The organism is Algibacter sp. L3A6, assembly GCF_009796825.1.
Classification (GTDB): domain Bacteria; phylum Bacteroidota; class Bacteroidia; order Flavobacteriales; family Flavobacteriaceae; genus Algibacter.
Window position 1 is genome coordinate 2236433 of the sequence record NZ_CP047030.1, and the last position, 14233, is coordinate 2250665.

General features: G+C 32.5%; 11 protein-coding genes. 5 read left to right on the forward strand and 6 right to left on the reverse strand.

Annotated features, from left to right (window positions below; genetic code table 11):
- Nucleotides 1-3 precede the first annotated feature (3 nt).
- The 3 genes from GQR98_RS09310 to GQR98_RS09320 all read left to right on the forward strand — a co-directional run bounded on the left by GQR98_RS09310 (nucleotide 4) and on the right by GQR98_RS09320 (nucleotide 4240).
- Nucleotides 4-933, forward strand: coding sequence for a type IX secretion system membrane protein PorP/SprF (locus GQR98_RS09310; protein ID WP_159019269.1), 930 nt, complete (start codon nucleotides 4-6; stop codon nucleotides 931-933).
- Between the two features lie 10 nt (nucleotides 934-943).
- Complete coding sequence (locus GQR98_RS09315; protein WP_159019270.1) at nucleotides 944-2923, forward strand: OmpA family protein; 1980 nt, start codon at nucleotides 944-946, stop codon at nucleotides 2921-2923.
- 216 nt (nucleotides 2924-3139) lie between these two features.
- Nucleotides 3140-4240, forward strand: a complete 1101-nt coding sequence (locus GQR98_RS09320; RefSeq protein WP_159019271.1) for a sensor histidine kinase — start codon at nucleotides 3140-3142, stop codon at nucleotides 4238-4240.
- Nucleotides 4241-4323: 83 nt separating this feature from the next.
- Here the strand turns inward: GQR98_RS09320 and accD are convergent, their stop codons facing one another.
- The 3 genes from accD to GQR98_RS09335 form a co-directional block, all read right to left on the reverse strand.
- A complete protein-coding gene (accD, locus tag GQR98_RS09325; RefSeq protein ID WP_159019272.1) occupies nucleotides 4324-5181 on the reverse strand; it encodes an acetyl-CoA carboxylase, carboxyltransferase subunit beta in 858 nt (285 codons plus the stop codon).
- A 291-nt stretch (nucleotides 5182-5472) separates the two neighbouring features.
- Nucleotides 5473-6540: a class II fructose-bisphosphate aldolase gene (gene fbaA / locus GQR98_RS09330; RefSeq protein WP_159019273.1), complete on the reverse strand. Its 1068-nt coding sequence runs from the start codon at nucleotides 6538-6540 to the stop codon at nucleotides 5473-5475.
- A gap of 132 nt (nucleotides 6541-6672) precedes the next feature.
- Entirely contained in the window at nucleotides 6673-9222 is a 2550-nt protein-coding gene (locus GQR98_RS09335) for a BamA/TamA family outer membrane protein (protein WP_159019274.1), read from the reverse strand.
- 171 nt (nucleotides 9223-9393) lie between these two features.
- On the opposite strand from GQR98_RS09335, the gene GQR98_RS09340 reads away from it, so the two are divergent.
- Nucleotides 9394-10113 carry a TrmH family RNA methyltransferase gene (locus GQR98_RS09340; protein WP_159019275.1) on the forward strand — a complete coding sequence of 240 codons (720 nt, stop codon included), beginning with the start codon at nucleotides 9394-9396 and terminating at the stop codon, nucleotides 10111-10113.
- A 38-nt stretch (nucleotides 10114-10151) separates the two neighbouring features.
- Here GQR98_RS09340 and GQR98_RS09345 read toward each other — a convergent pair whose 3' ends face one another.
- From GQR98_RS09345 to ubiE, 3 genes are all read right to left on the reverse strand, one after another.
- Nucleotides 10152-10532, reverse strand: a complete 381-nt coding sequence (locus GQR98_RS09345; RefSeq protein ID WP_159019276.1) for a hypothetical protein — start codon at nucleotides 10530-10532, stop codon at nucleotides 10152-10154.
- A gap of 614 nt (nucleotides 10533-11146) precedes the next feature.
- Nucleotides 11147-11875, reverse strand: a complete 729-nt coding sequence (locus tag GQR98_RS09350; RefSeq protein WP_159019277.1) for a porin family protein — start codon at nucleotides 11873-11875, stop codon at nucleotides 11147-11149.
- A 4-nt stretch (nucleotides 11876-11879) separates the two neighbouring features.
- Entirely contained in the window at nucleotides 11880-12605 is a 726-nt protein-coding gene (gene ubiE / locus GQR98_RS09355) for a bifunctional demethylmenaquinone methyltransferase/2-methoxy-6-polyprenyl-1,4-benzoquinol methylase UbiE (RefSeq protein WP_159019278.1), read from the reverse strand.
- Between the two features lie 243 nt (nucleotides 12606-12848).
- Between ubiE and trkA the strand changes: the two genes are divergently transcribed.
- A complete protein-coding gene (gene trkA, locus GQR98_RS09360; protein ID WP_159019279.1) occupies nucleotides 12849-14198 on the forward strand; it encodes a Trk system potassium transporter TrkA in 1350 nt (449 codons plus the stop codon).
- Nucleotides 14199-14233 lie beyond the last annotated feature (35 nt).

The window sequence follows — 14233 nt, forward strand, 5'->3', positions numbered from 1 at the left end:
AAAATGGAAATACAACATAATATATTAAAACTCTTAGTGCTGTTTTGCTTCTTCTCTTTTGTTGTAGAAGAAGTAGAAGCACAACAAGACCCTCAGTATACGCAGTATATGTACAATACCATGAGTGTAAATGCAGGTTATGCTGGTACGGGTGGAGATTTTACTGCCACAGGGTTGTATCGTACACAATGGGTAGGTGTCGATGGAGCTCCAAAAACAATAACATTTGGTTTGGAAACTCAGGCAGGAGAACGTGTTGGTTTAGGTCTAAATATTATTCAAGATGAATTAGGCCCATCTAACGAAGTTTATTTTGACGGGAATTTTTCATACACCATTCCTGTTGGCTTAGAAACTAATTTATCATTTGGTATTAAAGCCGGTGTTAGATTTTTAGATGTTGATTTTTCTAAAGGAACGGCTGAGCAAATGAATGATCCTAATTTAGAAAATATAGATTCTAAGTTTTTACCTTCTATAGGTGGTGGTATTTTTTATCATCATGATACCAAATGGTATTTAGGCCTTTCGGTTCCTAATATTATTAGTTCGCAGCATTATGATGAGTTTATCCAAAGTGTGGCAGAAGAGCGCTTGCATGTCTTTTTAATAGGTGGATATGTGTTCGATTTAAGTGAGAATTTAAAGTTTAAACCAGCTTTTTTAGGAAAAGGTGTTTCCGGTGCCCCAATATCGGTAGATCTTTCTGCTAACTTTTTGTTTAATGAAAAGCTAACTTTAGGTTTAGCCTATAGATGGAATGGTTCTGTTAGTGGTTTGGCTGGTTTTCAAATATCTCCCGAATTATTTGTTGGGTATGCTTATGATTATGCAACAACTCCAATAAATGAGTACACAAGCGGATCGCACGAAATTATGTTAAGATTCAATATCTTAAGACAAGGAAAAATTAAATCTCCAAGATTCTTCTAAAAATTATATTATGAACAAAATTAAGATACTATTAATTATAGGTTTTTGCTTTGCTTTTTCTGGTATGTCTGGTCAAAGTAAAATTGTAGCAGAGCGCTATTTTAATGAATTCGCCTATGTTAAATCTGCCCAATTATATGGTGATATAGTTAAAAAAGGTGACTCTTCACAAATTACCCTGCAACGCTTAGCAGATTCTTATTATAACAACGCAGATGTAACGGAAGCACAATTTTGGTATGCGTTACTTTTCGATAAATATAAAGTACAGTTAGATAGCGAATATTATTATAAATACGGATTAACGCTAAATGCTTTAGGCGAAAAGGAGTTAGCTAAAGAGATGTTTTCTCAGTATGCACTTTTAGAGAAAGATGATGTTAGAGCAAAACAGGTGTTATTAGGTTTGGTAGAAGATGAAAATAATATAACCTATAATAACATCACAAACTTAGATATAAATACAAGCTATTCAGATTTTAATGGCTTTGTAAAAGATAGTTCACTTTTTGTTTTTTCAACACAACCATTTTCTGGGAAAAGTAAAAAAATATATAAATGGAACCGTCAGCCTTTTTTAAATGTTTACAAAGGTAATGTAGGAGAAGATGCACAGCTAAGTGAATTAGATTATCTAAAAGGAGATGTGAATACAAAGTATCACGAGGCGACTTTAGTAATTAGTAAAGATGGAAAAACTATGTTTTTTACTAGAGATAATTATCATGGTAAAAAATTAAGAAAAGCCAAAGACAAGACTACAAATTTAAAATTATACAGAGCCGATTTAGAAGATGGAGAGTGGGTTAACGAAAGAGAACTGCCTTTTAATAGTGATGAGTATTCAGTTGGGCATCCTACTTTAAGTTTAGATGAAAAAGAACTTTACTTTGTGTCTGATATGCCAGGAGCGATAGGAGAGACTGATCTTTTTAAAGTAATCTTAGATATCGATAAAAATCAGTATGGAATTCCAAAAAACTTAGGCTCTGGAATTAATACAGAGGGTATGGAAATGTTCCCTTTTATAAGTGAAGATAATACCTTGTATTTTTCTTCTAACGGGCGTTTTGGTTTTGGTCTTTTAGATATTTATAAAACAGATTTAAATAATAAAGAAGAAAACAAAGTTTATAATTTAGGAGAGTCTATTAATAGTAATATGGACGATTTTGCCTTTACATTGAAAGATGAAAATTCTGGTTATTTCTCATCAAATAGAACAACCGGTAAAGGAGATGATGATGTTTATAGCTTTGGTTCTACATCTCCTTGTTTACAAAGTATAGTTGGTGTTGTAACCGACAGCTTAAGTAAATCAATTTTGCCGGAAGCAACAGTTAAATTAATTGATGCAAGTGGTAAAGTTTTGAAAGAGGTACTTAGTGATGTTGGCGGAAATTATACGTTTACTAAAGTTGCTTGCGATAGTGAGTACACTGTTATAGGTTCTAAATTAGATTATGTCTCAGATCAAGAAACTGTTGTAACCAAATCTGAAAGAGGTAAGATAAATCAAGCTGATTTAGTGCTGAAAGCCTTAATAGTTGGAAATGAAATTGTGATTAACCCAATTTTCTTCGACTTTGATAAATACATCGTTAGAGACGATGCAGAATATGAATTGGAGAAGATTGTTACAGTAATGAACAACCATTCTGATATGGTTATTAAAATTGAATCTCATACAGATAGTCGCGGGTCTAAAGCTTACAACAGAGAGTTGTCTGATAAAAGAGCGAAGTTCACGCAATACTATTTATACACTAGGGGTATTGCAAAAGCACGTATAGAGAGCGCTATAGGTTATGGAGAAGATCAATTATTAAATAACTGTGATGATGCAAATACAAATAACTGTAGTGAAGAAAAGCATCAACGTAATCGTAGATCGAAATTTATTATTGTAAGTGGCGGAACCAATGTTACTGCACTAGATCCAAGTGTGGCACCGTTGCATAAAGTAGATAAAAAACCTGGTAAAAATTAAGTGTAATACCATAGTTTAATATAAAAAACGAGCTATTTTCATTCTGAAGATGGCTCGTTTTTTTTGTGTTGCTCGTATATCAAATAAAACGTTAAGTAAGTATAATCTAGGCTAAAGCATATTGCGTAAGTAAATTACGATATTAATTGATTAAATCTTTCCGTAATTGAAAAAAAACATTTAACTTTTCTCCTTGTATAAGTTAACGCGCAATTTATGGCTATTAGTTTTTCAAGACATAAACTATTTGAGAACATTTTTAATTATGCCATGGGCGGTCTCGCCATTGTTGGTATGCGCGGTGAGTGGATAAAGGTTAATGATAGTATCGTAAAATATTTGGGTTATTCTAAGGAAGAACTCTACACAAAAACCTTTCAAGATATTACACATAAAGAGGATCTTAATAAAGATTTAGGAGCTATGCGCGCTTTACTTCGTGGCGATATTTCTAATTATACTATCGAGAAGCGCTATTTTCATAAAAATGGATCTATTGTCTGGGTAAGACTTTCGGTATCATTAGTAAGAGATGATAAAGATGAGCCTGAGTATTTTATTTCTGAAATACATGATATCTCTCAACAAAAATTGGACCAAGAGGAGCTGAAAATTTTACTAGATTTAAGTAAAGAACAAAATAATAGATTATCAAATTTTGCAGATATTGTTACACATAATTTAAGAACGCATTCTTCTAATTTGGAAACATTAGTTGGTTTTATATCTGCGGAAGAAGGAACCGTTGATGCCTGTAAAAGTGAGAATTTTGATTATTTAAAGAAATCTATTAAGAATTTAAATGATACGGTATCTCACTTAAGTGAAGTTGCCAAAATAAAATCAATGAACAAAGAGGAGGTTAAATCTTTAAACCTTCATGAATATTGTAATAAGGCTATTTATAATGTTAGTGGTTTAGCAAAAAACATAAAATGTAAAATTGAGAATAATGTAGATCCTAAACATGCGGTTTTAGCCATACCAGCTTTTTTAGATAGTATCATTTTGAATTTTTTAACCAATGCTTTAAAGTATAGCGCTAAAGATAGAATAGCAGAGGTGTTGCTGTTTAGTGAAATAAATAAAGATTTTATTGTAATCACTTTTAAGGATAATGGTTTGGGAATCGATATGGAGACTCATGGAGACCAACTTTTTAAAATGTATAAAACATTCCATAAACATAAAGATGCGCGAGGTGTTGGTTTATTTATAACCAAAAACCATATTGAATCGCTTGGAGGTAAAATTGATGTGAAAAGTGAATTAGGGAAAGGGACAGAGTTCTCAGTATCCCTTAAGAAAGCCGTTTAAAGGGTTTGTTTTAACTTAAAGATAATATTAAGAGTATTTATAGTATATAAAAAAAGCGAGCCGTTTGGCTCGCTTTTTTTAGTTTATGATCTTAATGGTTGATTTGTAATTAAATCTACATATAGATTTACTCTGTCTTTTAAATCTTTTCTTAGAGTAATGAAATCTAAGAAACCATGTTCTAGTAAAAATTCTGAAGTTTGAAAACCTTCTGGTAATTCTTTTCCAGTAGTATCTCTAACAATTCTAGGTCCTGCAAAACCAATTAACGCACCAGGCTCGGCTATGTTGATATCACCTAGCATAGCAAAAGATGCTGTTGTACCTCCCGTAGTTGGGTCTGTACATAAAGATATGTATGGTAAACCAGCATCGGCTAATTGTGCAAGCTTAACAGATGTTTTAGCTAATTGCATTAATGACAATGCAGCTTCCATCATTCTAGCACCTCCAGATTTAGAAATAACCATTAAGGGTAATTTGTTTTTTAAGGCGTAATCTGCAGCACGTGCAATTTTCTCTCCTACAACACTACCCATAGAACCTCCAATAAAAGCAAAATCCATACAAGCTACTACTAAATCTTTTCCTTTAGATTTACCAACAGCGCAACGTACGGCATCTTTTAGTTTTGTTTTTTCTTGAGCGGCTTTTAAGCGGTCTGGATATTTTTTAGTATCCTCGAATTTTAATGGATCTTTAGAGTCTAGGTTTTTATCTAGTTCTTTAAATTTATTATCATCAAAAAGGATTTCAAAATATTCTTTACTTCCTATTCTAACGTGATATCCATCTTCTGGACTTACGTAAAAGTTTTTTTCTAATTCTTCGGCATCTACAATTTTACCTGTTGGAGATTTGTACCACAGTCCTTTTGGAGTGTCTTTTTTCTCTTCCGTAGTTGTAGTAATACCTTTTGTTTTTCTTTTAAACCAAGACATAGTGATGTGTGTTTTAAAGTTTAAAGCTTTAATATTAAGCCGTTAACTGCGTTAAGGATTGATGCGGCATCCTTTTTGTTTTTAGTTAAAATGCAAAGCGATTTTAAGTAAAAATAAAAAGATACAGCGGAAAGCCTGGCGGCAAAATTAAACCTTTTTTTAATTTTGTGGTAACGCCCAAGTGATTTTATTGACTTTTATCCTTTAATTTTTTGATTTAGAGTATAATATACAAAAAAAGGCTCTGCTATATGCAGAGCCTTAATATGTGTTATAAAACAATCTATAATATTATAGAGTGTTTACGTTGTTTAAATCTTCAAAAGCTTTCTTTAAACGTGCAATAAAGGTTTTTTCACCTTCACGTAACCAAACTCTTGGGTCGTAAAATTTCTTGTTTGGAGAATCAGAACCATCAGGGTTTCCAATTTGTGCTTTTAAATATTCAGATTTTCCACCCATGTAATCACGGATACCTTCCATGAATGCATATTGTAAATCTGTATCAATATTCATTTTAATTACACCGTAGCTAATACCTTCTCTAATTTCTTCTACTGTAGATCCAGATCCACCGTGGAATACAAAATCGATATGGTTTTCTTCAACACCATATTTTTTTGTAATAAACTCTTGAGAATTTTTTAATATTTTCGGAGTCAACTTAACGTTACCTGGCTTGTAAACACCGTGTACATTTCCAAAAGCTGCTGCAATTGTAAATTGAGGACTTACTTTACTTAATTCTTCGTAAGCGTAAGCTACTTCTTCTGGCTGTGTGTATAATTTAGAATCATCTACGTCAGAGTTGTCTACACCATCTTCTTCACCACCTGTAATACCTAATTCAATTTCTAAAGTCATGCCCATTTTAGACATTCTTTCTAGGTATGTTTTACAGATTTCGATGTTTTCTTCGATTGGCTCTTCAGAAAGGTCAATCATGTGAGAACTGAATAAAGATTTTCCAGTTTCTTTGAAGTGTATTTCACTAGCATCTAATAAACCGTCGATCCAAGGTAATAATTTCTTAGCACAGTGATCGGTATGTAAAATTACTGGAACACCATAAGCTTCTGCTAAAGTGTGTACATGTTTTGCACCTGCAACAGCACCTGCAATAGCTGCTTTTTGACCATCGTTGCTTAAACCTTTACCTGCGTTAAATTGCGCACCACCATTAGAAAATTGAATAATTACTGGAGCATTTAATTCTGCTGCAGTTTCTAAAACACCATTAATAGTGTCCGATCCAATAACGTTTACTGCTGGTAAAGCATAACCGTTTGCTTTTGCATGGTTAAAAATTGCTTGTACTTCTAGGCCTGTAGCTACACCTGGTTTTATATTGTGTCCCATTTTAATTTATTTATTATTAATTACTAAGTTACCAAAAGTAATCAATTTTTAAATAAAAAACTGAGATTTATACCGCTGAAAGTGCTAAAATAATACTAAAACGTTATAGTGAAAACGTGAAGAAAAAGGTGTTTAGAACGGGTAGTTTATCCCGATATTATATACGGCATTGGTGAAATTATATTCGTTAAACCAACGGTCTTGCGTTTCGTTGGCAGGGTTGTAGGTTTTAAAACCAACATCGAACCTAAAAACAAAAAAGCTAAAGTCGTAACGTAAACCTAGACCAGAACCGATGGCAATATCTTTTAGGGAACTAAAATTATCGAAAGTGGCTCCTTCGGTTTCTACATCGTCAAAAATATTCCAAATATTTCCGGCATCAACAAAAAAGGCACCGTTTAGGTTTCCGAATAAGTTAAAACGATGTTCAAGATTTAAACCAAGTTTAAGGTTGGCTTCGTTAAACTCGTTTGTGGTTTGCGAGCTTCCTGGGCCTAAGCTATAGGCTGTCCAAGCTCGGTTATCATTTGGTCCGCCGGCAAAGAAACTTTTAGAAAAAGGAATACTTGTAGAGTTTCCATAAGGTATTGCAATGCCTAAAAAGCTATGCATAGCTAATACGTTTTTATCTCCTAGATCCCAGTGTCTGGTGTAGTTGAATTCTGTTTTTACATACTGAGAAAAGGCAACATCTAAAAGCTCGTATCTGTCTTGAGAATCTTTTTGAAGGCCTATTAAACCAGCTGTACTCGCTAATATATTTCCTGCTAATTCTACTTTGAATTTGAAAATTGAAAAGTTTTCATCAAAAATATTAGTTCTACCATCTTTAGTGAAACTGAAACTAGACGATAGTATTAAGTTGTTTTCTGTTAAACGCGTTTTACGCTCGTCTATAGCTTGTATGGTTGATACTTGGTCTGTAGATAATTCTGTAGGTGTGGTGTCTCCCAAAGCATAGGCTATAAACTCATCGGCTTGGTTGTTTGGATTATCGGAATTAGGAATGTTTAATTCTTCATCTGGACCAACATAACCAACTTCTTGCGCAATATTGTTTAGCGTGGTAAACGATGTGGTATAAACTCTAAAGTAATTTTTAATGTTTAGGTTATTAATATATTGAATATTAAAAATATCTAATCGGTTAGTAACTTTGTTATTTGGTTGCCAATTAAAATTAAAAGCACCACTAAAAGTTTCTTTATCTAAACCAATGTTGGTTTGGCTGGTTAGCGATAAACTAATATTGGTACTCGGCGACATGTATTTTGGAATAATACGCTCGGTATAAAACGGAGAAAACAACCTAGGTATGGTTAATTTTAAATCGAGACCATACTCGTTAATATCAAAAAACGGATCGTCTATATTGTTTTTGTCTTTGGAAGAACCAATAGACGCAATACCCGATATTTGGAAGGTTTCTGCACCTCTAAATATATTTCTTATCTGTAAACTTGGGTTTAATGAAAATCCGAAATTCTGAATATTACTTTGAGACACATCTGCACTAAAACCAAAATTAAATTTCTTTAGAGGTGTTAAGCGTATAGTATCTGTTAAGGTATTATCTTCATGCTCGTAATACTCAATGTTAGGGTATTTAAAGGTTCGTAGCTCGTTAAGGTGTCTATACGTTCTGGTTCTATCTAAGTCTTTAAAAATAGTACCTGCATTCGTGAACATAGCATCGGTAAGTGCACGTGGTCTATATTTTATTTTATCGTAGGCATAAATGTTATAGCCATTGTATTTTATAGAATCTAGAAATGGTTTACCTCTGTTTTCAAAAGAATAATCGGTAATAATATTTACATCTCTAATGGTATATATTTTAAAAGGAACACGAGTTACAGAGTCTTGATTTCTAATAGCGCGATTTAAAATATTAATACCAACATTCATTTTTTTATTAGTTCCAATGGTATCAATATCCATGGTAATGTAATCTTGAGAGAAATGGTAAACTCCCGAGTTTCTAATAATAGTTGCCAAGCGTTCGCGCTCTTGCTCAAAATTAACGGTTTTATATTGTTCGTTACTTTTTATTAACGCATCCTTTTTTATCTTTTGATAGATGGTGTCAATAATTGGCGATTTTATATTCTCGGTAATGGTATCTATTAAAAAAGGTTTTCCTGTTTCAACTTTATACTCAACCTTAGCGCGTTTATCTTCAGTTTTAGAAATCTCGTAATCGGTTTTCACATCCAACCAGCCATTATTAATATAATAACTATTTAGGCGCGCTATAGATTTTTGTGTTTTTAATTCGTTAACAAGTACAGGTGCTTCTCCTGTTTTTTTAAGCCATGAGTTAAAATCTCTTTTAGATTCAAGAAATTTATTTAATTGTTTTTTTGAAAGAAAATTTTCTAGATGCTCTTTTTTCTTTGGTCGCTTATTTAAATCGGCATTAATAATAGAATCGATATTAGGTCGTGCTAAGTTATAAATGTGTAAACGCAACGGTACACCTAAAAACGGAATTTTAGTATTCGGTTTTTGGTAAAGTAAATTGTTTAAGGTTTCGTTACTTTCTTTCTTGCCATTAACAAGAATAGTGTTTTCTGAAAGTACGTGCTCATCATCGGAAACACGCTTTAAGCTATTACATGCAGTAATACATATAAAGCCGCCTAGTAAAATTAATATGGTTTTGAATTGAAGTTTCAAATGTACTAGTCCTTAATTTTGGTTAAATCTGTTTTCAGTATGTTTCAACTGAAAAAATAATTAAAATATGCGTTACGCGTTCAAAAATACATTTTTTTCAACTGAAAAATTAATGTCTAGGCTATTGTTACTAATATTTTCTTTTTCTTTATCAAAAAATTAGAAAAAGGCATGCTTAGTAAAAGCCAGATAAAATTAATAACGAGTTTAAAGCAAAAAAAATATAGACAAGACCTTGGTTTTTTTGTTGTTGAAGGTGTTAAAACAATAAAAGAATTATTGGCGTCTAATTTAAAGCTTCATGTATTATATACGACGGAATCGTTCAATATTGATGCCAAAGATGAAGTTTTAATTTCTGAAACCGATTTAAAGCGTATTAGTTTTTTAAAAACGCCTAATACAGCGTTAGCAGTCTTTAAAATTCCTGAACAAACACCTGTTGAAACCAAAGGACTTATTGTGGCTTTAGATGATGTTCGCGACCCGGGAAACTTAGGAACCATAATTAGACTTTGCGACTGGTTTGGTATAAAACAATTGGTGTGTAGTAAGGCAACGGTAGATTGTTTTAACCCAAAAGTGATACAAGCTACTATGGGCTCAATTACAAGAGTAAATATTAGTTATGTGGATTTAGAAACCTTTTTAAAAGATACTGATATACCTGTTTTTGGCGCTTTTATGGATGGCGAAAATGTTTATAAAAAGCAATTGCCACAACATGGCATTTTAGTTATGGGTAATGAGGCTAATGGTGTATCGAAAGCCGTAGAGGCTTTAATTACTGAAAAAATTAGTATCCCAAGATTTGGCGATTTACAAGCTACAGAGAGTTTGAATGTGGCTACAGCAACCTCAATTTTGATAAGTGAGTTTAGGAGAGGTTAAAAGGTTGTCATAAATTGATATGATTGTGTTTTTGTAATCTAAAATGCTGTTTTTGGAATATTAGTGAGTTTCTTTAAAGAGTCAATTTCTTTTTTGTATTCGGCTTTCCACCCAATTCCATTTAGTTTATCCAAGTAATTGTTTATTTGAGAATTGTAAATTTCAATTCCGTTTTGTTCTGATTGACTTATTATACAGCCAAAATTCACAATCTTAAATCCGTATTTTTTGCTAACCTTGTTTAAATCTGAAGTTGTTAGTATAGCTTCACCAAAAAAAACAATTTGAGGATTATTAACTGCAATATGAGATTTTGCAGTTAAATAGTTATAGCGATTAAAGAATCCGAAATTCCAAAATGAAACTCCAATTCCGATTAGCATAATTGTAATAAAAAGTAGAGTTTTCTTCTTTCTCATTTGTATAATAAATGGTTAAGGTTTTGTGTGCGAGGGTTTTTTGAAGGAAAATCAGACGTAACAAACACGCAACGACCTTTGATTAAGCACTAAGCCGCAATTATTTTTATAAGGTGTTAGTAAACGTGTTTTTCTTTTTTCAGATACTCATTCCATTCAACCTCCGTAAATCCGTGTTTTCCAAAACTTGTTCCTTTTCCAAATTCAGAGTCTTCCAAGTCAATTAGTTCCACGCAAAATAAATCAGATATATAAAACTCAACTACTAATCAAAAAGTAGTAGATAAAGCAACTGCGTTTTTATCCGAATTCAGTCCGATATTTTGAGTAAAATGATTGTCTTTGAAATTCTCATTTTCTTTTAAAATTGAGAATGATTTTATTCCTCTAAATTTTAAAATTGATTTTATTCCGTTGTATTTCGTTTTCGTTCCGAGTGAGTTTTTTTTAAGCGTTACATTGTCAAGAGTCCGTCTTTCAATTTGACATTCTACCGAATCATTTTTTAATTCCGATTTTAGATCAAAGCATTTAGAATATGAAGTTGATGAATATCAAAATTGTAGGTCATTTTGGTCATATTTTTGCCAACAAAAGAATATCCTTAACCCTTCCTACTGAAAAGTAAAGTTAATAAAAACACCACGACTTTTCATGCTATTGATATTACTAGTCCATGGGCTGTTTGGATCTTCATCTCTAACCAACTCATCGTTTAAGCCAAATACACCTCGAATGGATGGTGTGAATTTAAAGTTATAAAGGTAAAAATCGATACCAAAACCTAATTCGTAGAATAGAGAGTTTTTAATAGTACGGAATTGGCCGTTTTTATTATCGTTTGGGTTGTCTTGGTTACTCGAAAGGTTTAATGCAGTAGAGAATCCGCCAACAACAAAAGGTTTAAAGTTGTTAATACGTTTGGTAGAAACTTTAAGTAATAACGGAATGTGGATATAGGTCGATTTTACTTCGCGAGTTAAATCACTAGTTCGAGGTTCTGAATCTACAAAATAAGTTGGACTGTAATTTAATTCTCTAGTAGTAATTATTAAACCTGGTTCAATACGTAAATCTAAAAACTTATTAATTCTTAAGTTTCCTATTAAACCAACATTAAAACCGGTAGTGCTTTTTACATAAACATCTTGTAAATCTTGATTGTAATCAAAGTTGAAATCGTAATTATTAAAACCTAGAAAATACCCCCAACGCAATAGTTTATATTCCGTAGAACCACGTCCTTGGTTGGCATCGTAGGTTATCTTTTCTTTTTTGAAAAGCTGTGCACTCGATGTTTGGATTACAAATAAAAATGCTAATAATGCAAAAACCTGCTTCATATTATTACTTACTCGATTTATAAATTGTGGCCACACCTAAAGTTTGTGGCAAATCTTCAACATCTATAAACCCGATTTTACGTAAAATATTGTTCAAAGCTTCTCCATAAGGAAAAACAGATGCCGATTCGCATAAATATTTATACGCACTTCTATCTTTAGAAAACATTTTTCCGATAAGTGGTAAAATGTTTTTAGTGTAAAAATTATAACCTTGTTTATAAGGTGTTTTGTCTGGCATAGAGGTTTCTAAAATAACAAAAGTACCGTTAGGTTTTAAAACTCTATAGATTTCTTTTAAACCGTTTTCAAGCGATTCAAAATTACGGACACCAAAGGCTACCGTTATGGCATCAAAGCTGTTATCTTCAAAAGGCATGTTTTCACTATCACCCAAAATCATTTCAATTTTAGAGTCTAAAGCCTTTTTAGTCACTTTTGTTTTTCCAATTTCAAGCATGCCGCTACTAATATCAAAACCAACAATTCTACTAGCATTTGTTTCTGCTAAATTAATGGCTAAATCTCCAGTACCTGTAGCAACATCTAAAATACTATCAGGATTGGCATCCTTAACTATTTTAACAACTTTTTTGCGCCATTTAATATCAATTCCAAAAGAAATTACACGGTTTAAGCCGTCGTAATCTCCAGAAATGGTATCAAACATTTGGGTAACTTGTTCTTTTTTACCTAAATCGCTGTCTTTGTATGGTTTAATTTTCGACAAATCTTTATTTTTTTGGCAAACCTACATAATTTATTTCTACTTTATAATGTGTACTTAAAAGTGAAAAGAAGGTTATACTGTTTTACAGTGTCAAATTTATTAAATTTATAGGTATTAATAAGCTACATTTAGTTTTATAATGCAGATTTTAAATAGGTTCGTATTCTGTTATAAAGTTTCATTTTAAATAACTAATATTAATTTTGCACTATCTTTGCAGCACTTTATCATGAAGAATTACAAATGAAAATAATTATAGCAGGAGCTGGCGAAGTTGGATTTCATCTAGCAAAACTCTTATCATACGAGTCTCAAGAGATTACTTTAATAGATACCCAAAAGGATAGTTTAGCTTACGCAGATACGCATTTGGATATTAGAGTTATTAAGGGAGATGCCACTTCTATTGCTATTTTAAAAGAAGCTAGGGTAGAGGCGAGCGATTTATTAATAGCGGTAACAGCAAGCGAGACTACTAATATTACCATTTGTGTATTGGCGAAACAATTAGGCTCGAAACGTACCATTGCTCGAATTTCAAATACAGAATTTATACACCATAAAGATGAGGTTGGGTTTACCAAATTTGGTATCGATGAGTTAATTTCTCCAGAAGCTTTGGCTGCAGCAGAAATTGAATTATCACTTAAACAATCGTCATTTAATGATACTTACGAGTTTGAAAATGGGGCTTTAACCATGATTGGTTTAACCTTAAGAAGCTCGGCATCCTTTGTTGGTAAAACAGTAAAAGAAGCAGCAAAAATATTTCCTGAACTTCACTTTGTGCCCATTGCTATACAGCGTTTTGGTACACAATTTACAATTATACCACGTGGCGATACCAAATTTAAACGTGGCGATCATGTGGTTTTCATAACTTCTAAAGGAGGAAATGAAGAGTTATGTAGACTTACCGGTAAACCGAATAGAGTTATTAAAAATGTAATGATTTTAGGCGGAAGTCAAATCGGGTTTAAAACGGCGAGATCTCTTTCTGATAAAGGTTTTAATGTGAAACTTTTAGAGGAAGATAAGGAACGTGCTTTCGATATTGCCGACGAGTTACCAAAGGTGTTAGTATTGCATAGTGATGGCAGAAAAGTAGATTTGCTCGAGGAGGAAAATATTGGCGACATGGATGCGTTTATTGCGGTTGGAAAAAACTCCGAAACCAATATCATGACTTGTTTAGTGGCTAAATCTAAAGGCGTTAAAAAAACGGTAGCGCTAGTAGAGAATATGGATTATTTTGAATTATCTCATTCCATAGGTATTGAAACCTTAATTAATAAAAAATTATTAGCAGCAAATAATATTTTTAGATACATTAGAAAAGGTGAAGTGGTTGCCATGACGAAGCTTAGTAACATGAATGCAGAGCTTCTAGAATTTGAGGTAAAACCTACATCGGCCATTTGTAATAAAGTGATTAAAAATGTAGACTTTCCGCGTTCTGCCATTATTGGTGGTGTTATTCGTGACGGATTGGGAGTTATTGCTTTAGGCGATTTTAAAATACAAGCAGGAGACCGTGTGGTAGTTTGTAGTTTATTACAATCTATAAAAGGTGTCGAAAAATTATTTCGCTAAAACGTATAGAGCCTGCTAAGTTGGGTTTTATATAA